This is a genomic window from Sphingomonas sp. LR60, from assembly GCF_036855935.1.
Taxonomy (GTDB): Bacteria; Pseudomonadota; Alphaproteobacteria; order Sphingomonadales; family Sphingomonadaceae; genus Sphingomonas.
The window spans coordinates 59129-84906 of the sequence record NZ_JASPFK010000001.1; the positions used below are offsets into that span (position 1 = coordinate 59129).

General features: G+C 66.4%; 28 protein-coding genes, 2 tRNA genes and 1 riboswitch. Of the genes, 14 read left to right on the forward strand and 16 right to left on the reverse strand.

What is annotated here, in order from left to right; genetic code table 11:
* Nucleotides 1-20 precede the first annotated feature (20 nt).
* Both QP166_RS00275 and QP166_RS00280 read right to left on the reverse strand, forming a co-directional pair.
* Nucleotides 21-1103, reverse strand: coding sequence for a right-handed parallel beta-helix repeat-containing protein (locus QP166_RS00275; protein ID WP_333914090.1), 1083 nt, complete (start codon nucleotides 1101-1103; stop codon nucleotides 21-23).
* Nucleotides 1100-1816: a hypothetical protein gene (locus QP166_RS00280; RefSeq protein ID WP_333914091.1), complete on the reverse strand. Its 717-nt coding sequence runs from the start codon at nucleotides 1814-1816 to the stop codon at nucleotides 1100-1102. Before QP166_RS00280 ends, QP166_RS00275 begins: the two co-directional genes overlap by 4 nt.
* A gap of 193 nt (nucleotides 1817-2009) precedes the next feature.
* Between QP166_RS00280 and QP166_RS00285 the strand changes: the two genes are divergently transcribed.
* Together QP166_RS00285 and QP166_RS00290 are read left to right on the forward strand one after the other, a co-directional pair.
* Nucleotides 2010-3500 carry a DUF6418 domain-containing protein gene (locus QP166_RS00285; RefSeq protein ID WP_333914092.1) on the forward strand — a complete coding sequence of 497 codons (1491 nt, stop codon included), beginning with the start codon at nucleotides 2010-2012 and terminating at the stop codon, nucleotides 3498-3500.
* A 71-nt stretch (nucleotides 3501-3571) separates the two neighbouring features.
* Nucleotides 3572-4393 carry an NAD(P)-dependent oxidoreductase gene (locus tag QP166_RS00290; protein WP_333914093.1) on the forward strand — a complete coding sequence of 274 codons (822 nt, stop codon included), beginning with the start codon at nucleotides 3572-3574 and terminating at the stop codon, nucleotides 4391-4393.
* Here QP166_RS00290 and QP166_RS00295 read toward each other — a convergent pair.
* From QP166_RS00295 to QP166_RS00315, 5 genes are read right to left on the reverse strand one after another with little or no spacing between them, the layout of a single operon-like run.
* A complete protein-coding gene (locus QP166_RS00295; RefSeq protein ID WP_333914094.1) occupies nucleotides 4303-5244 on the reverse strand; it encodes a DMT family transporter in 942 nt (313 codons plus the stop codon). The two genes, QP166_RS00290 and QP166_RS00295, sit on opposite strands and share 91 nt — an antisense overlap.
* On the reverse strand, nucleotides 5241-6245 hold the full coding sequence (locus tag QP166_RS00300) for a threonine aldolase family protein (RefSeq protein ID WP_333914095.1): 1005 nt from the start codon (nucleotides 6243-6245) through the stop codon (nucleotides 5241-5243). Before QP166_RS00300 ends, QP166_RS00295 begins: the two co-directional genes overlap by 4 nt.
* Before the next feature lie 56 nt (nucleotides 6246-6301).
* Nucleotides 6302-6907 (reverse strand): hypothetical protein, encoded by a 606-nt coding sequence (locus QP166_RS00305; RefSeq protein WP_333914096.1) that lies wholly within the window; start codon nucleotides 6905-6907, stop codon nucleotides 6302-6304.
* Nucleotides 6904-8106, reverse strand: a complete 1203-nt coding sequence (locus QP166_RS00310; RefSeq protein ID WP_333914097.1) for a M48 family metallopeptidase — start codon at nucleotides 8104-8106, stop codon at nucleotides 6904-6906. The genes QP166_RS00305 and QP166_RS00310 overlap by 4 nt, the downstream gene beginning before the upstream one ends.
* Nucleotides 8103-8867 (reverse strand): hypothetical protein, encoded by a 765-nt coding sequence (locus QP166_RS00315; RefSeq protein WP_443027172.1) that lies wholly within the window; start codon nucleotides 8865-8867, stop codon nucleotides 8103-8105. Before QP166_RS00315 ends, QP166_RS00310 begins: the two co-directional genes overlap by 4 nt.
* A gap of 424 nt (nucleotides 8868-9291) precedes the next feature.
* A riboswitch (cobalamin riboswitch) is annotated at nucleotides 9292-9513 on the forward strand.
* A gap of 120 nt (nucleotides 9514-9633) precedes the next feature.
* Here QP166_RS00315 and QP166_RS00320 point away from each other — a divergent pair.
* Together QP166_RS00320 and QP166_RS00325 are read left to right on the forward strand one after the other, a co-directional pair.
* Nucleotides 9634-10617, forward strand: a complete 984-nt coding sequence (locus QP166_RS00320; RefSeq protein WP_333914098.1) for a putative oxygenase MesX — start codon at nucleotides 9634-9636, stop codon at nucleotides 10615-10617.
* A gap of 32 nt (nucleotides 10618-10649) precedes the next feature.
* Entirely contained in the window at nucleotides 10650-11675 is a 1026-nt protein-coding gene (locus tag QP166_RS00325) for a methionine synthase (protein ID WP_333914099.1), read from the forward strand.
* Between the two features lie 300 nt (nucleotides 11676-11975).
* Here QP166_RS00325 and QP166_RS00330 read toward each other — a convergent pair whose 3' ends face one another.
* The 4 genes from QP166_RS00330 to cpdR all read right to left on the reverse strand — a co-directional run bounded on the left by QP166_RS00330 (nucleotide 11976) and on the right by cpdR (nucleotide 14961).
* Nucleotides 11976-13103, reverse strand: a complete 1128-nt coding sequence (locus QP166_RS00330; protein WP_333914100.1) for a hypothetical protein — start codon at nucleotides 13101-13103, stop codon at nucleotides 11976-11978.
* Between the two features lie 207 nt (nucleotides 13104-13310).
* Entirely contained in the window at nucleotides 13311-14312 is a 1002-nt protein-coding gene (locus tag QP166_RS00335; RefSeq protein ID WP_333914101.1) for an integrase, read from the reverse strand.
* 122 nt (nucleotides 14313-14434) lie between these two features.
* Nucleotides 14435-14509, reverse strand: a tRNA-Val gene (locus QP166_RS00340).
* Between the two features lie 74 nt (nucleotides 14510-14583).
* A complete protein-coding gene (gene cpdR, locus QP166_RS00345) occupies nucleotides 14584-14961 on the reverse strand; it encodes a cell cycle two-component system response regulator CpdR (protein WP_333914102.1) in 378 nt (125 codons plus the stop codon).
* A 131-nt stretch (nucleotides 14962-15092) separates the two neighbouring features.
* Between cpdR and QP166_RS00350 the strand changes: the two genes are divergently transcribed.
* The gene (locus QP166_RS00350; RefSeq protein ID WP_333914103.1) at nucleotides 15093-15944 is read left to right on the forward strand and encodes an N-formylglutamate amidohydrolase; all 852 of its coding nucleotides are present in this window, start codon (nucleotides 15093-15095) and stop codon (nucleotides 15942-15944) included.
* A 288-nt stretch (nucleotides 15945-16232) separates the two neighbouring features.
* Here the strand turns inward: QP166_RS00350 and QP166_RS00355 are convergent, their stop codons facing one another.
* The 3 genes from QP166_RS00355 to QP166_RS00365 form a co-directional block, all read right to left on the reverse strand.
* A complete protein-coding gene (locus tag QP166_RS00355) occupies nucleotides 16233-16781 on the reverse strand; it encodes a cytochrome b (protein WP_333914105.1) in 549 nt (182 codons plus the stop codon).
* A 14-nt stretch (nucleotides 16782-16795) separates the two neighbouring features.
* Nucleotides 16796-17563 (reverse strand): SapC family protein, encoded by a 768-nt coding sequence (locus QP166_RS00360; protein ID WP_333914106.1) that lies wholly within the window; start codon nucleotides 17561-17563, stop codon nucleotides 16796-16798.
* 80 nt (nucleotides 17564-17643) lie between these two features.
* Nucleotides 17644-19107 carry an FAD-binding oxidoreductase gene (locus tag QP166_RS00365; protein WP_333914107.1) on the reverse strand — a complete coding sequence of 488 codons (1464 nt, stop codon included), beginning with the start codon at nucleotides 19105-19107 and terminating at the stop codon, nucleotides 17644-17646.
* 105 nt (nucleotides 19108-19212) lie between these two features.
* Here QP166_RS00365 and QP166_RS00370 point away from each other — a divergent pair, with 105 nt between their 5' ends.
* The 6 genes from QP166_RS00370 (at nucleotide 19213) to QP166_RS00395 (ending at nucleotide 22441) form a co-directional block, all read left to right on the forward strand.
* Complete coding sequence (locus tag QP166_RS00370; RefSeq protein WP_333914108.1) at nucleotides 19213-19416, forward strand: hypothetical protein; 204 nt, start codon at nucleotides 19213-19215, stop codon at nucleotides 19414-19416.
* Entirely contained in the window at nucleotides 19413-19661 is a 249-nt protein-coding gene (locus QP166_RS00375) for a hypothetical protein (protein ID WP_333914109.1), read from the forward strand. The genes QP166_RS00370 and QP166_RS00375 overlap by 4 nt, the downstream gene beginning before the upstream one ends.
* Before the next feature lie 112 nt (nucleotides 19662-19773).
* On the forward strand, nucleotides 19774-21204 hold the full coding sequence (locus QP166_RS00380) for a DEAD/DEAH box helicase (RefSeq protein WP_333917213.1): 1431 nt from the start codon (nucleotides 19774-19776) through the stop codon (nucleotides 21202-21204).
* A gap of 58 nt (nucleotides 21205-21262) precedes the next feature.
* A tRNA-Gly gene (locus QP166_RS00385) sits at nucleotides 21263-21336 on the forward strand.
* Nucleotides 21337-21418: 82 nt separating this feature from the next.
* Nucleotides 21419-21817, forward strand: coding sequence for a hypothetical protein (locus QP166_RS00390; protein ID WP_333914110.1), 399 nt, complete (start codon nucleotides 21419-21421; stop codon nucleotides 21815-21817).
* A 150-nt stretch (nucleotides 21818-21967) separates the two neighbouring features.
* Nucleotides 21968-22441: a hypothetical protein gene (locus QP166_RS00395; protein WP_333914111.1), complete on the forward strand. Its 474-nt coding sequence runs from the start codon at nucleotides 21968-21970 to the stop codon at nucleotides 22439-22441.
* Nucleotides 22442-22451: 10 nt separating this feature from the next.
* Here the strand turns inward: QP166_RS00395 and QP166_RS00400 are convergent, their stop codons facing one another.
* Nucleotides 22452-22853 (reverse strand): hypothetical protein, encoded by a 402-nt coding sequence (locus QP166_RS00400; protein ID WP_333914112.1) that lies wholly within the window; start codon nucleotides 22851-22853, stop codon nucleotides 22452-22454.
* Complete coding sequence (locus tag QP166_RS00405; RefSeq protein WP_333914113.1) at nucleotides 22850-23527, reverse strand: DUF2163 domain-containing protein; 678 nt, start codon at nucleotides 23525-23527, stop codon at nucleotides 22850-22852. The genes QP166_RS00400 and QP166_RS00405 overlap by 4 nt, the downstream gene beginning before the upstream one ends.
* Nucleotides 23528-23566: 39 nt before the next feature.
* Here QP166_RS00405 and QP166_RS00410 point away from each other — a divergent pair, with 39 nt between their 5' ends.
* The 3 genes from QP166_RS00410 (at nucleotide 23567) to QP166_RS00420 (ending at nucleotide 25751) form a co-directional block, all read left to right on the forward strand.
* Nucleotides 23567-23992 carry a hypothetical protein gene (locus QP166_RS00410; RefSeq protein ID WP_333914114.1) on the forward strand — a complete coding sequence of 142 codons (426 nt, stop codon included), beginning with the start codon at nucleotides 23567-23569 and terminating at the stop codon, nucleotides 23990-23992.
* A 2-nt stretch (nucleotides 23993-23994) separates the two neighbouring features.
* Nucleotides 23995-24498 (forward strand): DUF2793 domain-containing protein, encoded by a 504-nt coding sequence (locus tag QP166_RS00415; protein WP_333914115.1) that lies wholly within the window; start codon nucleotides 23995-23997, stop codon nucleotides 24496-24498.
* Nucleotides 24499-24626: 128 nt separating this feature from the next.
* Nucleotides 24627-25751 carry an OmpA family protein gene (locus QP166_RS00420; RefSeq protein WP_333914116.1) on the forward strand — a complete coding sequence of 375 codons (1125 nt, stop codon included), beginning with the start codon at nucleotides 24627-24629 and terminating at the stop codon, nucleotides 25749-25751.
* Nucleotides 25752-25778: the final 27 nt, after the last annotated feature.

Sequence of the window (25778 nt, forward strand, 5' to 3'; positions counted from 1 at the left end):
GCCCGGCGCCGGGGCGTTGTCTAGCGGTCTACGTCAGCGGTAACCCGCGCGGTGGTGGAGGCTTCGATCCACAGGCCGCTCGCTGCGGACAGCAGGGCGGGTGCGCTTGGCGGGTCGGCGCGACCCGTCAGCTTTTGCATCATCACCGGCGGCTGGCCGAAGCGCGTGCAACGATTGTGGCGCAGCGTGACGTCGGTGGCGTTGGATATGGCGATACAGCCCTGCCCGACACCGTCGATCTGGTTGTCGCGGATCAGCAGTCCGGCGTTGAGCGGTTCTGCGGCGAGCGGTGGCGGGGCACGGGGCACGGCACTGTCCAACTCGCCGAATACGGTGATCGCCGCCCAGACGCGGTCCGGGCGCGTGTCCTGCCCGGTGTCGGCGATGCGATTGTCGGCGACGACGACGTTGTAGACTCCGGTGCCTTCCTTCCAGGCGGCGCTGGTGAGCAGCCGGATCGCATTGAAGCGCAGGCCGGTGAAAAGATTGTCCTGAACGAGCCCGTTCGGTGCCTGCGCCAGCACTCCGTGGCAGAGGCAGTCGGTGATGCGGTTGCCCACGATCGCATAGCGCGCGGATAGCAGGTCCAGATTACGCGCGTAGCGGACGGTACCCGCCGGCACCGGCGCGGCGAAGATGGCGCGTATCCGCCCGGCGGGATCGCGTGGGCTCCGCGCTGCGACCGTCGCCGTGCCGAGCAAGCGCAGCCCGGCGTCGAACAAGGCGAGCCGCGTGCCCGACGAAACGCGAGACGCGACCCCCGAGAGCGTCATGCTGCGCCGGTCGGGATCGAGGCGGGCGTCGAGGATCGGCGTGGCGATGTTGATCGCGTCGTCACCCATGCCGGTGAAATCGCTGTTCTCGATGAGCAGGTCGCCACCGGCCGCGGTGACGTGGACGCCGTCATAGGCGATCGCGCTGCCACCCGTGCCGCCGAGCGTCGCTGCGACGATCGCGAGCCCGCGGTCCATGAACTCGACCGTGATCCCGGTTCCCGCGGAATCGCGCACCGTGACATGATCGAGCGTGATGTCGTGCGATACCGGGGTATCGCCGGGATCGCCGATGCGGATCGCGCCGCCGCGGTACCAGCTGAGCTTCACCTGTACCGGGTGCCGGGCGCGAAGTCGGACAGACCGCCGGGCAACGCGCCCCCCGTGCCGAGTGGTCGACCCTGCTTTCCGAGCAGCCGTCGCGCGCCCGCGAGGCCGCGTGCCGACACCTGATAGATCGGCGTGCCGGGCGCGGGAGCGGGGCCGGTGAAGTGGAGCCGTCCGCCCGAAACGCGCGCCGCGACGACCGGTGGCTGCGCATAGCCAAGCGACAGGCCCCGCAGCATTACGCGCGCCGCGTTCGAGATCAGGATACCGTCACCCCAGCGTGCAAACACGAGCTTCGCGCCCGGCCCGTCGATCAGCACGTCGCTGAGCCCGTCGAGCAGCAGCCCCGGCGGGCCACCGGCAATCGGCCAAGTGTCGGGCGCGAGCCGCAGCGTTCCGCCGCCGGCGGCGCGCAGCCGCGCCAGCGCCGTGGCGATCGCAGGGCCATTGTCGCCGCGGACGGGATCGAGCGCGATCACCGGGCGGCCGTCGAGATGCGGCGCGAGCACCGCCACGGTCACCGGGCGGCCATCCGCCCCGATCCAGCTTCGCCGCAATCCGTTGCCGCTGACGGGCGATTGCCGCGCGTCGGTGGCGAGGGCTGCCCAGTCGGTGGACGTGCCTTGCGACGGGGTGGTCGCCGGGCAGGTCGCGAGCAGCGCGGCGAGTGCAGCACGCGCGGATGACGCGAGGACATGGGGCAGCGGCGTCTCCATGGCGGCGGCACGATCTGCATAGAGCAAGAGGCGGGCGCGCGTGGCGGCACACTGCCCCGGATTGGCGATCTGTGGCGTGGATCCTGCACATTTCGCGATGCGGTCGCGTGCGCGCCAGCCTCGTGGCGTTGCGCAGATGGTGGCGCGGATCTTATCGAAAGCGCGCAGCAGGCCACCACGCAAGGACCCGGATATGGCGCTCGTAGGCGGAAAGCGGTTGCCGTCCGCGCGACGCGGGCACCGGTCGCGTGGACGCTTCGTTCCATATGGCCCGCGCGCCCGCGCGTTCGGCGGGATGTTCGCGATCCATTTCGTGCTCGGCGCGCTGGTCGCGTTCGGGGCGGCGACCGCGCCATCGGCGGCGTGGGCGTATCTGGCGCTGGCACTGTTCGGGTCGCTGTCCTTCGGGCTGTTGCGGACCGCGCCTGCGACGTTCCTGCTGTTCGTGCCGCTGATCGCGCTGCGGCTGACCGAGTTCATTTCCGGCGCGGCGATCGAGGGTGGGGCCTATATGGTCGAGACCGAGATCACCGGGCACGCGACAGGGGCGTTCGCCCGGTTGCTGCTGATCTACCTGCTGTTCTTCCTGACCGCGACGATCGTGGTCGAGGCGTCGTGGCCGCGGCTGAAGATGCTGATCCGCGACGCGCCGCATCGCTGGCAGCCGCACGGACGCGTCATCTGGATCGGGCTGCTGATCGTGATGAGTGCGGCGACCGCCTATCTGATGCCGCTGGGGGTCAACAACGGTTTCCCGCTGCTCGATCACCTCGATCGCTTCGCCTATCTGCGCACAGTCGATTCGCCGATCTATTCGGCGTGGATGACCAATCGCCCGGTGCTGGTGCCGTTCATCGGCGTGCTGTGCTGCGTGCCCCGTTACCGGCTGCACGGTGCGTCGGTGCTCGTCTGGCTGCTGGCGCTGTCGGTGCTGTTCGGCGAGAAGTTCACCTCGCTGGTGATGATCGTCAGCATCTTCTCGATCCCCGTTGGGCTGGCGCATATCGCCAACGACCGGGCGATCCCGATCCGGGCGATCGGCGCCATCGCGGTGGCGATCGTCGTCGTCACGCTGCCGGCGGTGCTGATCGCTTATGGCGCGCTGACCGATCTCGACGCGGCGGTGCGGAAATACGGGCAGCGCGCCGCGCTGCAGGGGCAGCTCTGGTATGTCGCGGACGACCGGTATCTGACCAATATGCGGTTCGACGATCGCGCGATCGGGGCGGATGTCGCATCGTGGATGACGCCCGGCGCGCAGAAGGCCGAAGACGCCGGAACGCGGTTCGGCCTCTATTACGTCATGCAGCGCTTCACGCCGTCGCGGCTGCTCGGCCGGGCGATGGACGGTGGCAACGGCTTCGTCTTCTCGCTCTATCCCTATCTGTTGATGACGATGGGGATCGTCGGATTGCTGGCCGTTTCGTCGCTGCTCGCGGCGTTTCACGCGTTGGTGATGCGGATGGTCGCGCAGTCGATCGCGGAGGGCAATTGGATCGCGTCGATCCTGTTCGGGCGCGCGATGGGGTCGCTATATGGCGGCTATACGACCGGGTTCCTGTGGAATTTCTTCGGCATCAAGAATCTGGCGACGATCGCGGTCGCGTTGTTCCTGATCTGGGACGGGCGGCGGCGTGGCAGTCGGGTGCGCCGGATGATGCAGGCGCTGGGGTCACGGAGTTGATGTTCGGCGCACCCGTGGACGGTCCGGGGGCGTTTGCCCAAGACAAAGGGTGGTTTCGGGAAGGATCGTCGGTGCGGTTGTTCGTCTTCGGATTAGGCTATGCGGCGCGTGCGGTGGCGGCGGCGGCGGGTGCGCCGTTGCTGGCGACGACGCGCGACGGGCGCGACGGAACGATCCGCTTCGACGACGAGGCCGCGGTGCGGGCGGGGCTGGCGGCGAGCACGCATGTGCTGTCGTCGGTGCCGCCCGACGAGGCAGGCGATCCGGTGCTAGACCGCTATGAGGAGGCGCTGGCCGGGCGGTGGCTGGGTTATCTCTCGTCGACCGGGGTCTATGGCGACGTCGGCGGGGCGTGGGTGGATGAAAATGCCGCCGCCGATTGCGGACGACGGCCGTTACGCAATCGTGCGGATGCGGCGTGGATGGCGCTGGGCGCGCGGGTCTTCCGGCTGCCGGGCATCTATGGGCCGGGCCGCTCGCCGTTGACGCGGGTGGCGAGCGGCGCGGCGCATCGGACCGGCGTCGCGGGGCAGGTGTTCAGCCGCGTGCATGTCGCGGATCTGGCACGCGGTGTCGTCGCCGGGTTCGATGCGCCGGCGGGGGCATACAACCTCGCCGACGACCTGCCGGCGGCGCAGGACGATGTAGTCGCCTATGCCGCGCGATTGCTGGGGATCGCGCCGCCGCCGATCGTGCCGCTGGAGCAGCTTTCGCTGGCTGCGCGCGGCTTCCATGCCGAGAATCGCCGCGTGGCGAATGGCAAGGCGAAGCGCGTGCTGAACTGGCAGCCGCAGTTTCCCGATTATCGCGCCGGCCTGCGCGCGCTGAGCGCCACCACCAGCCCGACCGCGGCGAGCCCTGCGCCGGCCGCCGCCAGCAGCGTCCAGCGATAACCCTCGAAGACGGTCGACAGCAGCATCGCGATCACCGGCACGATCACGCCGTTATAAGCGGCCTTGGCGGGGCCGATCGTACGGATGATGCGGAAGTATAACGTAAAGGCGAGCGCCGAGGCGATGATGCCGAGGTATAGCACGCCCGCGATATAGCCGGGGCGGAGGTCGAACACCGGTGCGCCGGTGGTGATCCACGCCCAGCCTGCGTCGATCGTCGCACCGGTCAGCATCGCGGTGGCGAGCGTCGGGATCATCGGATAGCGCGTCGCGGTCTTCGTCGCCTGCATGACATTGGCGGTCGACGCCGACAGGATCGCGCACAGCGTGAAGGCGATGCCGATCAGCGACTCGGTCGGGCCGCCGGGATCGCCGCGCGCTTCCTTGATGAACAGCAGCGCCACCCCGCTCATCGCGATTGCCGAGCCGATCAGCAATTGCCGCCCGAGCCGCTGACCGAGGAAAATGCGCGCGAACAGCGCGTTGGGGACGAGCAGCAGCGCGAAGATCACTGCGACCAGCCCGGAGGTGATATGCTCCTCCGCGCGGTAGACGAAGTTGAAGTTGAGCACGAACTGGAACACGCCGAGCAGGCCGGCGAAGCGCCAGAAGCCCGGCTGACCGAACAGCGCGCGCGTGCCGGGCGCACGCTGCCACGCCGCGACCGCCGCCAGCGTGACGCCGGCGACGAGGAAGCGATAGCTGACCGACCAGCTCGCGGGCACCGCGACCGCGCCGCCGTGAAGCTGGTCGCGGATCACGATCCAGGTCGAGCCCCAGATCAACACGACCAGCGCGAACGGCACCAGCACCGTGGCGCGCGTGCTGTTGGAGGGATCGGCGGGGCTCATCCGAGCGCGGCGATCGCGTCGGCGAGCGGGCGAATGTCCTCGGCGCGTTGGTTCCAGCTCACCACCAGCCGCGCCTCGCCGACGCCCCAATCGTAGAAGTCGAACCCGGCGGCGCGGAGCGCGGCGGCTTCGTCGGCAGTGACGCGCAGGAACACCTCGTTCGCTTCGACCGGGTGGAGCAGCCGAGCGCCCGCCGCCTGGGCGAGCAAGGCGGCACCGGCGTTGGCGCCGCGTGCACAGTCGAGCCACACGTCGTCGTCGAGCATCGCGAGCAGTTGCGCGGCGAGATAGCGCCCCTTCGACAGCAGATGCCCCGCGCGCTTGCGGCGATAGAGCGTAGCCTCGGCGAGATCGTGGTCGAAGAAGACGAGCGCCTCGGCGTTCATCCCGCCGTTCTTCACGAACCCGAAGCTGAGCGCATCCGCGCCGCCGCGCCACGTCAGGTCGGCAGGCGAGGCGCCGGTCGACACCACCGCATTGGCGAAGCGCGCGCCGTCGATGTGGAAGCCGAGCTTGCGCTCATTCGCGAGGGTGCCGAGCGCCGCGACCTCCGCGGGCGTGTAGACGCGGCCATATTCGGTGGCGTTGGTGATCGACAAGGCGTGCGGACGCTGTTGGTGGACGTCGTAGCGCTGGCGATCGAGCACCGCCGCGGCGCTGGCGGGGGTCAGCTTCGCGCCGTCGCCCTCGGCCAGCAACAGCTTGGCGCCGTGCGTGTAGAATTCGGGCGCGCCGCATTCGTCGTTCTGGATGTGCGCCTCGCGGTGGCAGACGACCGAGCCGTGCGGCGGGCACAAAGCGGCGAGCGCGAGGCAATTGGCGGCGGTGCCGCTCGGCACCCACAGCACGCGCACCGCGGTCTCGAACAACGCCGAGAAGCGTTCGTCGAGCGCCTTCGACCAGCGATCGCCGTCATAGGCGGTGTCGAGCGTGTCGGCCGCGGCGATCGCGCGCAGCACGGCGGGATGGACGGGGGCGGCATTGTCGGAAAAGAAGCGCATGGCGCTGCCTTCGGGCAGCGACGCGGGCGGGTCAACATCCCATGAAGGCCGTCCGATCAGCGCAAGGTCGCGCTTTCGACGAGGGCGCGATAGGCCGGGGCGACCTGATCGAAATAGTGCAGCCGCGGCGCGTCGAGGGTCGCCATGTAGAGCAGGCCCTTCACGAGCGCGGCATGTGCCTCCCCACGACGCGGCAGCTCGTCGCCATCGACATATTCATAGGCGAAGCGGATGCCGTCGGTGCCGAGGAAGCGTTCGGGCCGGGCGTCGAGCAGCGTGAAGCTGGCGATCGCGCGGTCGGTGCGATAGGTCGCCTCCAGAAGCTCCGGCACCTCGGCAAGCAGCATTTCGCGGGTGAGTTTCGGCAGCGGCTTGCCCTTCTTGTCGTGCTCGCGCAGCAGCGGCTCGCCCGGCGCGATCCCGCCGTAGAAGGTGACCTGGTCGAGCTGTTCGCCGTCGAGCGTCCATGCCTCGGCCTTCTTGCCGGGCTTGCCCGACAATTGGTTCCAATCGCGGTTCGGGGTGACGGTGAGCGGCGATGCGGCGACCGCGACCGCCTTGCCCTGTTCGCGATAGCCGTGCGCGATCGCCGGCACGCTGCCCAGCAGCGCTGCGGTGGCCACCAGCGCGAGTGTGGCGTTCCTGATCGTCGTCATGGTCATTGGCCGGGTCCTGCGGTGGCAATCAGCATCCCGATCATCGCGGCATCGGGAGCGGTGGGTTCGAGCTGGAGGTAGCGGCGGAGCGCCTCGATGCCTTCGGTGCGCCGTCCGGTCTTGAGCAGTGACAGGCCCAGCCCGCGCTGCGCCCCCGGCAACGTCGCGTCGAGCGCGATGGCGTTGGCGTAGAATTCGGCCGCGGACACCAGATCGCGCGGATAGCCGCGCGCACGGTACAGGTCGCCGCGCGCCACCCACAGCGACGCGGTCGCGCCATGCTCGCCGAGCATCCCGATCAGATAGTCGCTGGCGCCAAAGTTGTTGAGCTTGATCTGATCGTCGAGGAATTGCGGCAGCCACGGCGCGAGCGCCGCAGCATAGCGCGCCGCGCCATCGTCGCGCCCCACGCCGTCGGGGATGGCGAGCGCGGCCATCGTTTCGGCGCGCTCGGCATCGCAGGGGTGCGAGGCGAGGTACGGCACGCGATCGAAGCGCGGGTGCGCTTGCCCGCGCGCGGCGGCGGCACGCTCCGCCTCGGTCATGACGTTCCGCCATGCCATCGCCGCCGACTGCGGGCGCAGCGTACTGCCGTTCAGATAGCCGATGCCGTGCAGATCGGCGTCGCGTTCCTGATCGCGGCTGAAGCGCGCAAGCCGGCCGTAGACCGAAATCTGCATCGTCTGGAAGTTATAGGCACCTTGCGCATAGGGCAGCATCCCGGCGAGCACCGCGCCCCAGCTGAGGATATCGGTGCCGCTTCGGCGCGCCTTGAAGGCGGCGAGCGAATGGCGTTGTTCGAAATGGCCGAATTCATGGCCCAGTACCGCACCGAGCTCGGCCTCGCTGCGGACGCGGAGCAACAGCCCGCTGAAGACGCGCATCGTGCCATTGGGCGCCATGCTCGCGTTGAAGAGCGGGGTGCGCAGGATGTAGATGCGCGCCGCCTTGCACCGCGCCGCGCCGACGGTCGCGCAGAGCACGCCGCGGACATAAGCGTTGAGCGCTTCGTCGCGGATCAGGATTGGTGAACTGGCGAGGACGCGTTCGTCCTCGTCCATCTCCTTCCACAGGCCGATCTCGTCGACCCCCTGCGGCTGATAGGCGGCGGTATAGGGCGGGGGCAGCGGAGCGGGCGCCGTCGTCGACGCCAGCGCGGGCGTGGTGGCCAGTGCCGCCAATAGCGCAGCGAGACGGCGGATCACTTCGCCAGCCCGGCCGGTGGCGGCGTGGCGGCGGTACTGCCCGGGAAATCCTCGAGCAATTGTCCGATGCGCTTGTGCGCGCCCTCGGTGGTGCGGACGTCGCCGCCCATCGCCATGTCGGCGTTGAGCCACACGATGTCGCCGGTCTTCAGATCGACCAGCCCCGCATAGCCGGCATGTTCGCCGGACTTGACCGCGATCCCGGGACCGAGCGCGGCGAAGACCTGCAGGATCTTGCGGCCGGTCGAACCATAGGCGTCCTTGTCGTAGATGAAGAGCCCATAGTCCGCGTCCCTGGCACCGGGCAGTCGGGCCACGCCGCTGCCCATCGACCAATCGAACACCCCGGCCTTGTTCTCCCGCTTCTTGGTGGGCAGCCGATTGCCGCGGAAGAACTGGTATTCGATGACCGCGCGGGACAGCGCGCCGAACAGCGCCTGATATTCCTCGACCAGCCGGGCTTCTTCGCCGAACGCTGCGGGCGCGGGCTGCACGATGTTGCCGAGGGCGGCCTGTCGTGCGGCGAGCGCGGTTTCGAGATTGGCGCGCGCGCGATCGGTCCAGTCGCCGTTCGGTTCGAAGATGCCGCCAGTCGACTGCGCGCCGACCCGCACCGTCGGGCGGAAGACGAGGATCGTCTTCCCGCTGTTCGCCGGGAGCGTGAAGCCCGCCTTCACCGCGGTATGTTCCTGCGCAGCGGCGGGTTGATGACAAAGCGCGGCCATGCCGATGGCCGCCGCGATCACGCGAGCCCGTTTCATTATCCAGCTATTCCCCCGTCCGCCCCCGCGGACTCGCAATTGCTATCGCGCGGGTAAGTGGGCGGCAAGCAACCAGATTTGCTAGTGACCCAATTTGGCGAAGGTCGCGATATGCGCGACCTTCCAAGCCGGCGGCGATCCGGAAAAACCGGATCTATCCGGTGCGGCACGAGGTGAAGCCTCGGAGCAAGATCGGGCGACGAGGGCGTGACGACGCGGACATCGCTTCGGGCCGTCATTGCGAGCGGAGCGAGGTAATCCACAGCGTCCTGGCTGTGGTCCTGGATTGCTTCGCTGCGCTCGCAATGACGATGCTGGGTAGATGTGACGTCATCACAATCTGACGAACATGCTGCCGTGCAACAAAGGCTTAAAGACATAAAGATATCTTTATGTCTATCTTGACGCGCGATCTGCTTTGGTGTTCAACCGCTGTGTCGAGGTTCCTCGTTCCAGGCATGGCGACGAGGCTAAGACGGGAAGCCGGTGCTGTCCTTCGGGGCAAATTCCGGCGCTGCCCCCGCAACTGTAAGCGGCGAGCGGCGGCTCCATTTCGTGTCACTGGATGCTCGCGAGGCGTCCGGGAAGGCCGGAGCCACCGCGTTGACCCGTGAGCCAGGAGACCTGCCTGCGACGCGATAACGTTCCTCGGACGGGGTTCCTCCGGTGGATCGCGCTCGACGCGTGGCGCGTGGCGTAAGCCGTTCGCGCCGGTCCTCGCCTGGCGCGCTCTTCCAAGACCCCTGCCCGCAACAGCAGGTGTGTCATGACGAGCAACGCATTCAGCTTCACGATCAGCAGCATCCCGTTCGACGAGGACTATCGTCCCGCCGACGACACGCGCATCACCACCAACTTCGCCAATCTGGCGCGTGGCGAAAGTCGGCGCGAGAATCTGCGCAGAACGCTGGCGATGATCGACCGCCGCTTCAACGCGCTGATGCACTGGGACAATCCGGCGGGGGATCGCTACGCGCTGACGCTCGGGATCGTCTCGGCGGCGTTGCAGATCGGCGATGACGCGCGTGACCACGCCTTTCCGCTGATCGAGATCCTGCACACCATCGTCACCGACCGGCGCAGCGGCGTCCGCACCAATGGCATGGTCGGCAACAATTTCTCCTCCTACCTCCGCGACTATGATTTCAGCGTCGTAATGCCCGCGCATGTCGAGCGGAACGGCGACGGCGTGCCCGAGCAATTCGGCGATCTGCACGGCAATCTGTTCAAGCATTTCCTCCGATCGGAGGCCTACCGCGCACGGTTCGGCAAGCCGCCGGTGATCTGCCTGAGCGTCTCCAGCCGGGAGATCTATCACCGCACCGCGAACACGCACCCGATCCTCGGGGTCGAATATCGCAACGACACCTGCTCTGCGACGGACAGCTATTTCGCGAAGATGGGGATGAAGGCGCGGTACTTCATGCCGCCGCACAGCGTCGCGCCGCTGGCCTTCTATCATGTCGGCGATCTGGTCGCGGATTATACCGCGCTCGAACTCGCCAGCACGATCAGCACGATGGAAAGCTTCCAGAAGATCTATCGTCCCGAGATCTACAACGCCAATTCGGTCGCCGCCGAACATTACCAGCCGAGCCTGTCGTACCAGGACTATTCGCTGACCCGCATCGTCTACGATCGCGAGGAGCGCAGCCGGCTGGCGGTCGAACAGGGGCGGTTCGCCGAAGAACATCTCATCAAGCCGCACGGCGCAGCGCTGGCGCGCTGGTCCGCGACCTGCGGGCTTTGATCCGTACCGACGATAAAAGGGATCGCATCACCATGACATTGTTGCCGACGACGACTGCGGGCAGCCTGCCCAAACCCTCATGGCTGGCGCAGCCAGAAACCTTGTGGTCGCCATGGCGGCTGGACGGAGAGGACCTGCGCACCGGCAAGCAGGACGCGTTGCGGCTGGCGCTCGACGATCAGCGGCGGGCCGGGATCGATATCGTCGGCGACGGCGAGCAGACGCGCCAGCATTTCGTCACCACCTTTATCGAGCATCTGAGCGGAGTGGATTTCGAGAAACGCGCCACCGTCCGCATCCGCGACCGCTACGATGCCAGCGTCCCGACGGTGGTCGGCGCGGTCGCACGGCCGGCGCCGGTGTTCGTGGAGGATGCGCGGTTCCTGCGCACGCAGACCGACCGCCCGATCAAATGGACGCTGCCCGGGCCGATGACGATGATCGATACGCTCTACGACGACCATTATCGCAGCCGCGAAAAGCTGGCATGGGCGTTCGCCTGTATCCTGAACGAGGAGGCACGCGCGCTGGAAGCGGTCGGCGTCGAAATCGTTCAGTTCGACGAACCGGCGTTCAACGTCTTCTTCGACGAGGCCAACGACTGGGGGATCGCGACGCTGGAACGTGCCGCCCAAGGGCTGAAGGCCGAGACGGCGGTGCACATCTGTTACGGCTATGGCATCAAGGCGAATACCGAGTGGAAGAAGACGCTCGGTTCGGAATGGCGGCAGTATGAGGAGACCTTTCCCAAGCTGCAAAGGTCGACGATCGATATCATCTCGCTGGAGTGCCAGAATTCGCGCGTGCCGATGGAGTTGATTGAGCTGGTCCGCGGCAAGAAGGTGATGGTCGGCGCGATCGACGTCGCGACCGATGTGATCGAGACGCCCGAGGAGGTCGCGGCGACCTTGCGACAGGCGCTGCGCTTCGTGGAGGCCGACAAGCTGCTGCCGGCGACCAATTGCGGCATGGCGCCGCTGTCGCGCGCGGTGGGACGGGGCAAGCTGGAAGCGCTGGCGGAAGGGGCGGCGATCGTCCGCGCCGAACTGGGCGGCTGAGGCGGGGATGTAAAAAAGCCCCGGAGGTCCGAGGACTTCCGAGGCTTTTTAAGTGGTGGGCGTGGCAAGGATTGAACTTGCGACCCCTGCGATGTCAACACGAGTAAGCTAGAACTCGCGCTGACGCACACCTCGAAAAGCCAGTCAAATCAGCATATTAGCCGACGCCGACTATTGGCTTAGGAGCGAAGCTCCCGCAGAACAAGCCATTCCTGAGCTTGCGCTGTGACAAATCTGTGATAGCACGATGGGACCAGCCTCCGGGCCTAAAGCGCAGGATCGTTGAAACGATCCGCGATCTCACCGCTTCGCCTCACTCCTCTTTTTGTTTAACTGACCGGCCGCCTCATAGCAGTACGCCACGCATTGATCTTTGACCGCTCGATCGAGCCAGCAGTCGGCTTCTGCTAGTACCCGTCCAAGATGAAGCATTCTGCCTGCCGCCCTGGGAGCCTCCGTGGGGCGGGTCACCTCAACCGACGAGGCTGCTACTTCGCGAATTGGGCCGAGAAGCGGGTCGAGCTTTGCTCCCGGTAGACGGGTAAGATCAGCTAAATAGCCTATCAGATCATCAAGCTTACCAGCCTTCATCAAAAGGTTCTTCAGTAGGAAAGTTGAGTTAGTAAAATGCCGCTGAAAAAGATAGGCCTGCTTGGTATCGTCCCGATAAGTTGCCTGAAATCCCAAAGCGTGAAGGCGTATAGACTCGTATAGGCGCGATAAGGCTTTCTCTGGCTCAGACCAGACACTACCGCTCGCCAGATTATACAGGGTAACTGCCCGGCGAGACATGAACTCGAGACGCACCGCGTCATCATATTCTCGTGTTTTGCTCACAAGTTCATTTATCAACGCGGTGTGGTAATCTGCGCCATCAAGTCGTTGCTCCGCTACAAACCAATCCCTGACGTACTTTAGCTCGGGTCCATGTCGCATTTTAAAGCTATTCTGGAAATACTCCCTTGCATCTGCCATGTTCGGTGGCGAGAGATGAAGCGCAACGTAGCCACAGGCTGCCATAAAGCGAGGATCTTCGCTTATAACGCTGTCGCTTTTAGCCTGCTGAAGCGACGTCCATGTCGTTCGTAAGGCACTTTCATCCCCCTTCTTGGCGGCTTCGACGGCCCGTTCAACCTGCCGAACAATCGCGCTAAGTTCCGCGGAGTCGGCGTAAACGTTTGTAACAAACTTTTGTACGCGAGCTTTCAGCGAATCATGGCGATCAAGCTCCTTCGCGGCATCAAGAACGAAGGCTCGTGTCAGATCGTTCAATCGATAGAGCGGCTTGTCGCCAGCTCGCTCTACTTGAATGAACATTTCCTGCACCTCCGCAAGAGCATCAGGTACAATCGCAGCGTTATCGTACATCAGTGAAACGAGATCGTCGTAGGTTATTTTGGCTTTGTAGAGAGCGAGAATCGCAAGCAACTCTCGACCGTGAGATGAAGGCTTGATGGAGTCCCACTCTCGCCGAAAAACATATCGTCTAACATCGTCGCCGCCCCGCTCTTAAACAAAGCCAAAGCTCGTTCATAATTATCGGTATGGCGACGAAGGGCGATCACTGATTCGATGACTAGGCCGAGCCAGCGGGGTTTAATGGGGTGCTTGATATCAAGCACCCCGCGGCCGGGATCATGACGGTGTCCATTCCAGCCCCTTCAGTTTGCTGGCGAGGGCTAGGGGGCGAAGGTGAGTGTAGCGAAATAGCATGCGCGGATCGCGATGCCCCGAGATTAGCGCCACTTCTGGCATGCTAAGACCCAGCTCAAAGAAGCGTGAAACTGCCTCATGGCGCAAATCGTGAAAATGCAGGTTTGGCAAGCTCGCCCTTTTCACAGCTCGTTGCCACGCCAGTTTTAGCGCGTTGGCGGTGATATCGAACACCGCGCCTACGATTGACCAGCGAGCGACGAGGATTTCCACCGCTCCGTCGCTCAAGGGGATTGATCGAGGATGGCCAGTCTTCGTGTGGGGTATGTGGATGATGCGGCGCGTAAGATCGACATGCTCCCAGCGCATGCTGACGATCTCACCCCGACGCATCCCAGTCTGGATCGCGAACTGCACGATCGGTTTTAGCAATGGGTTCCTGCAGGCGGAAACGGCTTCCATTAGCCTGTGGTACTCGCCCGGTTCGAGGCGACGGCTGCGGGCGTTGTTCAGCCTTGGCTGCCTAACATCTTTGACCGGGTTCGATGGTAACCGGTAACCCCACTCCTTTTGGCCGACATCAAGAGCATGCTGAATCAACCCCAGCTCTCTCCGCACCGTGCCAGGCTTCACCTGTTGAAGCCGTCGATCGCGGTATGAAGCCACATCGGCAGACGATAAGTTAGCCAAGCTTATGCTGCCGATCTGATCGCCTTGGAGCTTCGTGAGGCGCTGTCGCTCGCTCGCGGCGCTGAGCTTGGTGCAGGTCACCTCGTCCAGGTAGCGATCGATGAGCATCGACAGAGTTATGTGTTCCAGTTGGCGTCGCGCCGTCGGAGCCTCGTTGCGTTCGACCCGCGCCTCCTCGCTTATAGCCCAAGCTTTGGCGTCGGCCTTTGTCGCGAATGTACGGCTTTGTGCAGGATGACCCTTCCTGCGAATCTGGACAGACCAGCGCTGCCCTCGCTTTGTGATCGTCGCCACTTTCAACCTCGTGCTTCAAAATTGCTTCACGAGCGACGGCCAAGGCTGATTTGAAGGCGGGTCTCACCGACTGGAGAGACAAAAAATGCCAGCTTCCCCAAGGGGATGCTGGCATTTTTAGATGGTGGGCGTGGCAAGGATTGAACTTGCGACCCCTGCGATGTCAACACAGTGCTCTACCACTGAGCTACACGCCCTCCGTAGGGGTGCGCCTGTAACGGGTGGGTTGGAGGGGCGCAAGCGGCTTTTTACGCTTTTGTTGCCGTGATCGTCAGATCAGCTCGTTCGCAGTGCCGGTGTCGAAGAGCCGGTCGACCTCCATCACGAGGTCGCGCAGGTGGAACGGCTTCGACAGCACGCGCGCCTGCGGCATCGCGTTGCCGGCCTTCAGCGTCACCGCCGCGAAGCCGGTGATGAACATCACGCGCATCCCCGGCGCCAGCTCCTGCGCCTTTTGCGCAAGCTCGATCCCGTCCATTTCCGGCATCACGATATCGGTGAGCAACAGATCAAACCGCTCGCTTTCGAGCAGCGGCAGCGCGGCGGTGCCGCGATCGACCGACGTGACGTGATACCCCGAACGCTCCAGCGCGCGCCCGAGATACTCGCGCATCACCGCGTCGTCTTCGGCGAGAAGAATCCGTATCATCGCAACCACAACTCCCGTTCGGCGCTTTATATGCGCCGGGGACGTTGATTTTTCCACCATCGGACATGGTGAACGCCTGCTCCACGACGACACGTTGCAGCGGCGCGGCAGCTTCCATAGGGTAGCGCGGAATGACGCGTTCCTTCCGCATGTTCGGCGAGATGCTACCCGAAAGCCCGGTGGTGCTGTCGGTGCCGCATGCGGGTCGCGACTATCCGCCGACGCTAAGAATGGCGCTGCGCGCACCATTGGCGAGTCTGGCCGCATTGGAGGATCGCTACGTCGACGCGATCGCGCTGGCGGCGCGCGGTGCGGAGACGTTGCTGCTCCAGACGCGGCCGCGCGCATGGATCGACCTGAACCGCGCCGAGCACGAACGCGACCCGTTGATCGACGAGGGTGCCTGTCGGGCGGCGTCGGGGTCGGCCAAGGTGCGCGCGGGGATCGGGCTGGTGCCGCGGCGCACCGCGGCGGCGGGCGAATTGTGGCGGTGCCGGCTGAGCGCGACCGAGGTGGAGGCGCGGATCGCCGCCGACCATCGGCCGTATCACGAGACGCTGTCGCAAGTGCTGGCGGCGGCGCGCGCGCGGTTCGGCTGCGCGGTGTTGCTCGACGTCCATTCGATGCCGCCGATCGCGGGCGGCCGGGCGCGGGTGGTGATCGGCGATCGGTTCGGGCGGGCGGCGGGCGCGCGATTCGTCTCGCGGGTCGAGGAAGCGCTCGGGCGCGAGGGGCTGCACCATATGCTCAACACGCCCTATGCGGGCGGGCATATTCTGGAGCGCCATGCCGCGCCGCAGATCGGCATCCATGCGATCCAGTTGGAGATCGACCGCGCGCTGTATCTCGACCGGCGGCTTGATCAGCCGGGGGCGGGCGCGGCGGCGACGACGCGGATGTTGCGCGCCGTGATCGACGCGCTGACCGAGCAGGCATTGAGCGACGGTGCGATGGCGCCACCGATCGCCGACGCCGCCGAATAGACTCCGCAACAAAAAAACCACCGGATGCACGCACCCGGTGGCCTAGGTTCAGGGAGGAGACACGCCGAAGCGTGTCATACGGGCCCGCGAAAGGGGGACACGAGCGCCGTACATGCTTAACTTAGGGCGTCCGCTTTTGGTTGCAAGAGCCTGGCTATAAAAGGTTGAAAGCGTGCGGCGAATTGCTGGTCGGTGGCGGTTTCCGGCTCACCAGCGGCGGCGAAGCCGGGACGGCGGTACGCGATATCGGGCAGGCATGGGCCTCCGCCTGCGCACCAGCGACGTTATTCAGCGCGCGCCGTGGGGCAACATGCGGAGCAGGACCGAGTCGCGCAGGATCAGGTGATGGCGCAGCGCCGCAGCGATGTGGAGCACCACCAGCACGAGCATCGTCCAGCCGAGGATCTCATGCACTTCATGGCCGGCACTCGCGCCGCTGGCATCGACGGGCAGATACGGAAGGTCGGTAATGCCGAACCAGCTCAGCGGGCGGCGTCCCTCGGGACCCGACACCATCGCCCATCCGGAAAGCGGCATCAGCAACAACAGCGCATAGAGCGCCCAATGCGTCGCATGAGCGACCCCGCGCTCCCACGCCGGCGTTAAGGCCGGCAGCGGCGGCGGGCGGTGCAGTAGCCGCCACGCGACCCGCAGGACGGTGAGCGCCAGGACGGTGATGCCGATCGCCTTGTGCCCCGGCATCCACGCCCTGAGCGCCGGCACCGCATCATGTCCGATGCCGACGATCAGGTTGACGATCACGAGCAGGGCGATCGTCCAGTGGAAGGCGATGGCCACCGCGGAGTAACGCTCGTTCGCTGGAATCCGGGTGGCCATCGTTGGTCCTTCGATCAGGCGTTGAGTTGCGGCTGCGGCATCTTGCCGAGCTTGACCTGGCGCGCGAAGATGTCGCGCATCAGCGCCAGCGAGAAGAGGTGCGCGTAGAGCAGCGGGAGCATCCCCGACTGCGAGATCTTGCGCAACTGATCGCCACGCAGCTCCGACAGCTTCTTCTCGTCGATCATCTGGAAACCGCGATAGACGAACGGCTGATCGATGCCGTCCTGCTGGATGGTGACTTCACCTTCCATCAAGAGGTCCAGTTCCTTGATTTCCTTCATGAACTGACCGGTGCGCGCAGCGGCCTGCTCGAAGTTCTCGTTGAACTGGAGAATGTTCTTCGTCAGCTCCGACGGCTGGCCATCGGTGAAGAGCGCATCGCCTTCCTCGAACGCGCCGATCGTCGGCGACGACGGGTCGAAGCACAGCGACAGCTCGTCGGTGTCCGGGCGCAGACGCGCCAGCATGTACGGATAGCGGCGGATGTAGGCAGGGACGTAGATCGTCTCGTCGATCAGCCGGCCTTCCGCCGAAACGAACACGTTCACGCCCTCGTTCAGGCCCATCAGCGCGATCGGAATGGCATCCTCACCCGAGGAGAAGACGATCGGCATGTCCCGCTGGATCAACGGAAATTCCTCGACCGTGACCGGAATCGCGTGCTGGTCGACCAGGAACGTCGCGGTGTCGGACGGCTTCACCTTGTAATTGGCGTGAACCTCGCTCGAAAGCGGTTCGAGGCCGTTGTAGAAAAGCGGAAGTTGCGGCGCGCTGGCCATGAGTGTCTCCAGAACGGACGGTATCGTGTGTACTTGCGCAAGGGGACGTCACGTCCTGCCGCCCCCGGACGACGTAGGTGCTATTGAATGGGCGCGCCCGGCGCAAGCGTGACGAGCTTGCCGGGATTGAGGAGTTCGTCCGGATCGAAGGCGCGTTTGATCGCGCGCAACGCCGCCAGCCGTGCGGGCGGACCGAGCCGTTCCAGCTCGTGACGCTTCATCTGGCCGATGCCATGTTCGGCCGAGATCGACCCGCCCGCCGCGACGACTAGGTCGTGGACGAACGCCGATACCACAGGAACCTGTTCGGTATACCAAAGGCTTGGATCGGTGCCCGGCGCAGCGCGAACGTGGAAGTGGACGTTGCCGTCGCCGAGGTGCCCGAACCCCGAGGCGTGCGTGCCGGGGAAGCGCGCGTCGCATGCTGCGGCGGCCTCGACCATGAAGCGCGGCATCGCCTCGACCGGCACCGAAATATCGTGCTGCGCGGCGGGCCCGGTGGCGCGTTCGGCGTCCGAGATCGATTCGCGGATCCGCCAGAACGCCTCGGCCTGCACCTCGCTGGCCGCGAGGGTCGCATCGGCGGCGAGGCCATAGGCGAGCGCGGCGGCGAGGACATGCTCGACCAGTGCGGCGGGATCGCCGTCGGGGGTGTCGGCGGTGACCTCGAGCAGGACGTGCCACGGATGCGCGCCGGTCAGCGGGGCGCGGGTGCCGGGAATATGGGCGAGGACCGCGGCGAGCGATTCGGCGGGGAGCAGCTCGAAACTTTCCAGCGCCGGGGTAGTGCGCTGGAACCGGCGCAACAGCGTCAGCGCCGCCGCGGGCGAGGCGAGGCCGACCCACGCCACGCAACGCGCCGCAACCGCGGGCACCAGCCGCAACGTCGCGGCGGTGACGATGCCGAGCGTGCCCTCGGCGCCGATCAGGAGCTGGTCGATATCGTAGCCGCGATTGTCTTTCTTGAGCGCGGACAGGCCATCGTACAGCGAGCCGTCGGGCAGCACCGCCTCGACCCCGGCGACCAGTGCGCGCATCGTGCCGAAGCGCAGCACCTGCGTGCCGCCGGCATTGGTCGACACCAATCCGCCGATCGTCGCGACGCCTTTGGCGCCGAGCGACAGCGGGAAGCGCCGGCCATGCTCCAGCGCGGCGGCGTGGAGGTCGGACAGGATCACGCCGGCCTCGGCGATCGCGAGGCCAGCCTCGGCATCCAGGGTGCGGAGGCGGTCGAGGCGGCGCAGCGACAGGATCGCGGCGCGGCCATCGTCGGGCGGGGTGGCGCCGCCGACCATCGAGCTGTTGCCGCCCTGCGGCACCAACGGCACCCGCTCCGCTCGCGCGGCGGCGACGATCGCCTGCACCTCCGCGACCGAGCCGGGGGCGAGCAGCAACGTGGCCTTGCCATGGAAGCGTTGCCGCCAGTCGACGAGCAGCGGCGCGATCACCTCGGGGTCGGTGACGATCGTGCGCGGCGCGACGTGCGGGGCGAGCCGCGCGGCGAGGCGGTGGAGCGCGGCGGAGGGGTAAGAAGCGTCGGTCATGCGATTTCTCTTGGCTGCCGTGCGATGTGCGTTCAATTCATCACGCGTTCAACCGTCGATGGTCAGTGCTGCTGCCCCAAGATGACCTTGCGTAATCCGTCCGTTTTGCTGCTCGTGTCGGCGGCGCCCTTCGTGCTGTCGGCGAGTCCGCCGCAGCTGGACGGCGTCGAATATGCGCAGCTCACGATTCACGAGCGCCTGATCATCCGCGTGCCGCGCGTGTCGTCCGCCCCGATGCGCGGTCGCGCCGGGATCGCGCCGCCGCAGGTGCGCTGGGACGAGAAAAAGGGCCGGAATGTGTGGCGATGAATGCGCTTACCGGGGCGGCGGTCGATCGCGAGGGCGAGGTCGATCTGGTCGTGGGCGGTGCACGAAGGATCCGCGCCAAGCTGGACGACGACTGTCCGACGCTTGATTTCTATCGCGGATTCTATCTGAAGCCGACCGCGGACGGGCAATTGTGCGCGCGTCGCGACGGCATCCGCTCCCGATCGGGCGCCTATTGCGCGGTCACCCGCTTTCGCGCGCTGGTGCCGCGCAAGGTCAATAAATAGCCCGCTGCGGGACGGTCAGGGCGCAAATTCCTTGACTTTGGGCGGCGGATCGGGAAGCGCGGAGAGCGATGGGAACCGCCACGCCGCGCCACCCGACAGCCCGGACATCCGCATGAGCTTTGCCGACCTCGGCCTTTCTGACGAACTCCTCCGCGCCGTCGGCGACACCGGCTATACCGAGCCGACGCCGATCCAGGCGAGCGCGATCCCGCCGGTGTTGATGATGCGCGACATCATCGGCATCGCACAAACCGGCACCGGCAAGACCGCCAGCTTCGTGCTGCCGATGATCGACATCCTGGCGCACGGGCGCAGCCGCGCGCGGATGCCGCGCAGCCTGATCCTGGAGCCGACGCGCGAACTGGCCGCGCAGGTCGCCGAGAATTTCGAGACCTATGGCAAGTATCACAAGCTGAGCATGGCGCTGCTGATCGGCGGCGTGCAGATGGGCGACCAGGTCAAGGCGCTGGAAAAGGGCGTCGACGTGCTGATCGCCACCCCCGGGCGGTTGATGGACCTGTTCGGGCGCGGCAAGATCCTGCTGACCGGCTGTTCGATGCTGGTGATCGACGAGGCCGACCGGATGCTCGACATGGGGTTCATCCCCGATATCGAGGAAATCTGCACCAAGCTGCCCGCGCAGCGCCAGACCTTGCTGTTCAGCGCGACGATGCCCGTGCCGATCAAGAAGCTGGCCGACCGGTTCCTCAACAATCCCAAGACGATCGAGGTCGCACGCCCGGCGTCGACCAACATCAACATCACCCAGTGGGTGGTGCCGGTGAAGGGGCCGTCGTTCGAGAAGCGCAAGGCGCTGCGCTCGTTGCTGGGGCAGGAGGAGGTGCGCACAGCGATCGTCTTCTGCAATCGCAAGACGACGGTGCGCGAGCTGAACAAGAGCCTGCGCGAACACGGTTTCTCCAGCGGCGAGATCCATGGCGACATGGACCAGCCGGCGCGCGTCGCCGAGCTGGAGCGCTTCAAGAAGGGCGACGTCAACATCCTGGTCGCCAGCGACGTCGCGGCACGCGGGCTGGACGTGAAGGGCGTGAGCCACGTCTTCAACTATGACGCGCCGTGGCATCCCGACGATTACGTCCACCGCATCGGACGCACCGGGCGCGGCGGGGCGACGGGCATCGCGTACACCTTCGTCGGGCCGGACGACGTCGAGAATATCGAGAATATCGAGAAGCTGACCGGGCAGAAGATCGCGCGGGTCGCCGATTTGCCCGAGGCGACGGCGCCGGTGGAGGCGACCCCGCGGCGCGAACGCGGGCGACGGCGCGAGCGGGTGGCGGACGCAGCGCCCCGCACCGAGCTGCGCGCCGAGGTGCCGCAGGTCGAGGCACGTGAAGAGACAGTCCGCGAAGAGGCACCGCGACGCGAGCGGACGCGGCGCGATCGCGACGAGCGTCCGCGCGACGAACGTTCGCGTGGGGCGCGCGAGCGCGACCGTGCGCCGGCGGTGACCGAGGCAGTTGACGATGGCGGCTGGAACGGACCGGTGCCGGACTTCCTGAACGTCGGGCTGCGCTACTGATGAGTACCGCTCGTCGGGTTGACCGGCGGCGGTGGTTCGTGGCAGTGACGGCGACGTCGCGGGTATAGTACAATGGTAGTACAGCAGCCTTCCAAGCTGAATACACGGGTTCGATTCCCGTTACCCGCTCCACTTTCCTACATCCTCGTTGACGTCGGTGTATGACCGGACCGTGCTGCGCGCGGTGTCGGCACGCGTGTAGGGGAGTGGAGCGATGGACAAGGAGCGCAGTGAGGATCTGCTAGCGTTGCTGCAGATCGAGGCGCAGCATCGTCAGCGGATCGATAGCATCTGGACCCAGTACAAGGATGCGATGCTGGTGATCCACGCGCTGATCTTCGCGGTCCTGGGCGGGTTGATCGCTGGCCCGGAACTCGATGGGGTGCAACGCAGGATCGTTGTGGTGGCGACCGTCATCACCGAATTTTTCATTCTGCTTCTCTCCCGCATGGACGTCGAGAAATCGGCGGCGGAGGTGCAGTCCGACTTTGCCGCCGATTTCCGGGCCGTGACCGGGTTCGATCCTCCGCGGCCATTGTACAGCCGCGCGTTGAAGATGCGGAAGGTGCCGCGACGATTGGATGGCGATACGCTGCTCCCACCACGGGGATGAACGAAGGCGCTTGACAGCGTCACGCTGTTTGTGTACAAAAGAAGAACATCGAGATGGTGTGAACGGGCCGGGCGGCTCGGGGTCGTAGGCCCCGGTCGCGCCGGCCCGTTTGCGTTTCGATGCGGGTGGCAGCGGGGCGGGAGGGCGCAGATGGTTAAGGAAGCGGGAGCCGAGGGCACGTCGGTGGCCGGCGCAGCGATCACGGGGGTGGGCGGGCCGTCGCAGCGCTGGTCGCGCGAGGATCGCCTGACGTTCTTCGACCATTTCGCGATCAGCGGCGATGTCGCGAAGGCGGCGGCGGCGGCGGGGAAGACGGCGCGATCTGCCTATGCGCTGCGCCGCCGGAGCACGAGCTTCGGCGAGCAGTGGCGGCTCGCTCTGGACGACGCCTATGAGCGGATGGAGGCCGCGCTGGTGCGGCAGGTGCTGGGCGACACCGACACGAAGCTGGACGTGTCGGCCGCGCTGCTGCTGCTGGGGCGTCGCCCACCGGCGGTGATCGACGTGGCGACGACGCCGCGCAAGGTTGCCGATCGCAACAGCCCGCGAGCGAAGGCGGAGCGCGAATTGTTGCAGCGGTTGCAGGCGATGTCGAAGCGATCGCGTGCGAAGGCCGCGGAGTGAGCGGCGCGGATCATGGCGGTATCCGCGGGATACGATGGCTGCTGGAACTTGGCGCGGCCGAGCAACAGCAGGTGCTGTCGACGCTGAGCCCCGAGGCGATGCTGGAACTGAAACAGCATTGGCCGTTGTGGGCGCATGAGGGACAATTGCCGCCGCCGGGCGACTGGCGCGTGTGGTTGATGCAGGCCGGGCGCGGGTTCGGGAAGACGCGGGCCGGCTCCACACCGGTCGGCAGGCGTCCGCGCGCCACCGCATAGTCGCGCGGCACCGTCACCGCGGCGCCCGCACGCCACAGCGCGACCGCGACCAGTCCGACGCAATCGAGCCCCAGGGCCGGATCGCGCCCCTGCACGCGAAACCGCACCCCCACCAGTTGCTGCGCGGCGGCGAGCACCCGCTCGCCCGCCGTCATCCCCCGGGGTAGCGCGTCAGCAGGTCGACGCCCGCCAAATGCGGCTCGCCACGAAAGTTCGCGACATTCCCGAACCGCATGCCGCAGGTCGCCAGCCGACGGTCGCACCCTTCGACCACCTCGACCAGCACCCCCGCCGCGACCGCAAACACCGGCGCGGCGCGCAGCGTCAGCACCGTCCCCGCCGAGCGCTCGATTGCACTCGCCAGTCCGGCGTTCGCGCCGCCGAACCAGCGCAGCACGCCCTCGCCATAGGCATTGTCGACCGGTTCGACCGCATCCAGGGTCACGTCCGTCCCCGCGCACGCCACGACGCGCGCGAACCGCCGCCGCGCCGCCATCGCCACCCGGCACCGCGCATCGCCCAGCGTCGCGCGACACGCCGGCGAGGTGACCTCGCTCACCGGCCGCTCCAGCTGCGCCTGCACGCCGCGCAATTCGGCGGTGAAGCCCTGTTCGGCCAGCTCGACCTCGCCGATCCGCCCCTCGCCCAACGGCACCGCCGCCGCGGCGGGATCGCTCCAGTCGATCGCGACGATCACCACCCGCGCGCCGTCCCAGCGTCCCGCGAGCAGGTCGTCGCGCCGGAACGCGCCGGTGCCCAGCGCACCGCTCACCTCCATCGTATCCGCGTCCAGCCCCTCGCCGCGCACGATCGCGGACGGCAGCCGCACGCGGCGGGTGCGGGGTTCGCGCTGATCGAGCGCGGGTGCGTGGCGACGATCGCGCTGCCGCGGGCACGGGTCGGCGATACGATCAGAATGCTCGCGAGTGGAGTCGGCGATCCGCAACCGGTGGCGGTTTCGGCGGTGACGAGCGGCCGCTCGCTCGCGCCGCCCGCGCCGGTGCGGCTGCGTGCCACGCGGCGCGGGGATGGTGGGCTCGATGTCCGCTGGGTGCGGCGTAGTCGGCTAGGCTGGCGATGGGGCGACGATGGCGATGCGCCATTGGGCGAGGAGCGCGAACGCTATCGCGTGACGATCGGCGACGGCACCGGCGCGCTGGTGATCGAGAGCGATGCGGCAACGCTGACGGTGCCCGCCGCGACGCTGCCCTCGCTCGCCAGGCATGTGGCGGTGTGTCAGCTCGGCACGTTCGCCGCCTCGGCCACGACCATCAGCCTGATCGAAGGAGAGTGACGATGACCGATGAGGATAGCGCGCGGCTCGGATTGCCGCTGCTCCCAGCGGGGCAGGCGCAGAAGGAAGTGTGGCACAATGAAGCGCTCGCGCTGCTCGACCTCGCCGTGCAGGCGACCGTCGAGGAAATCGACCGCAACGCGCCGCCTTCGGCGCCGGAACCGGGACAATGCTGGATCGTCGGCTCGGCTCCCTCGGGGGCATGGAGCGGACATGCAGGAGCGATCGCAGGGTGGACAGCGGGAGGCTGGCGGTTCGTCGCGCCACGTAAAGGATTGAGCGCACGACACCTTTCGAGCGGGCAGGCCGCCATCTGCGATGGGTTCGGATGGAAGCTCGGCGAAGTGCGCGCGGCGCAGGTCTTGGTGGACGGCGTGCAGATTATCGGTGCGCGAGGTGCGGCGATTACCGTGCCGACCGGTGGTTCCACGATTGATGCGGAACTTCGTGCCTGTGTCGAAACGATCTTGATTATGCTGCGAAAACATGGGCTTATCTCTAGTTGACGGCCTTTGGTGCCCCGGGCTCGGTGTGGCAATTGCGCAACAGGGGGCGGATTTGTCAGCTTGTTCGGAAACCAACCTTTCGATAGGGGTTTGGCTGTCCGTAGTGACACCATGGAAAGGGGATTATGATGCGTAAGCTAGCCATGATCATGGCGCTTGCCTCCACCGCCCTCGCCACGCCCGCGCTCGCGCGCGACAAGGCGTGGTATGTAGGGGTTGAAGGCGGCGCGATGATCGTTGAGGACATCGACTGGAGCGTCGTTGGTACCGCAGCGAGCCGCAGTGGCACCGCCACTGTCGACCACGATTACGGTTGGGATGTCGACGGCGTCGTCGGTTACGATTTCGGTGCGTTCCGCCTCGAAACCGAAGCCGGTTATCGTCGCGCGAGCATCGACAGCCTCCGCACCACCGCGGGCGTTCCGACCAGCGGCGCGACCCAGGCGAACCCGGGCACCTATGATGGCGTCGGCGGCCGTACCTCGGCGCTGAGCTTCATGGTCAACGGCTTGCTCGACTTCGGTGAAGACGATGGCCTGCAGGGCTTCGTCGGCGGCGGTGCGGGTGTTGCCCGCGTCCAGGCCCGCATGTCGGCGCCGAACGCCTATCGCTTCCTCGATGACTCGGACACCGTCTTCGCCTGGCAGGCGCTGGCCGGTATCCGCGCACCGCTGAGCGAGAACGTCGACGTTTCGCTGAAGTATCGCTTCTTCAACGCCGACAACGTCAACCTGTTCGACGCGCGCGGCAGCTCGTACGACGGTCGTTTCCGTTCGCACAGCCTGCTGGGTGGCGTGACGTACAACTTCGGCGCACCGGAAGAAGCGGCACCGCCGCCTCCGCCGCCGCCGCCGCCGCCTCCTCCGCCCCCGCCGCCGCCGCCTCCGCCGCCGGAAGTGGTCTGCTCGCCGGGTCCGTTCATCGTGTTCTTCGAGTGGAACAAGTCGGACGTCACCCCGGAAGCAGCGTCGATCCTCGACAACGCGGTTACCCAGTACCAGAGCTGCAACAACGCGCAGGTTATGCTGGCTGGTTACACCGACACCTCGGGTTCGGCGAAGTACAACGTGGGCCTTTCGCAGCGTCGTGCAGACGGCGTGAAGGCGTACCTCGCGTCGAAGGGTATTCCCGACGGCGTGATGACGACCGAAGCGTTCGGCGAGACCAAGCTGCGCGTCGAGACTGCCGATGGCGTCCGCGAAGTGCAGAACCGTCGCGTCGAGATCACCTACGGTCCGGGTTCGGGCCAGTAAGGTCGATCACTTCGGTGACCGAAAAGA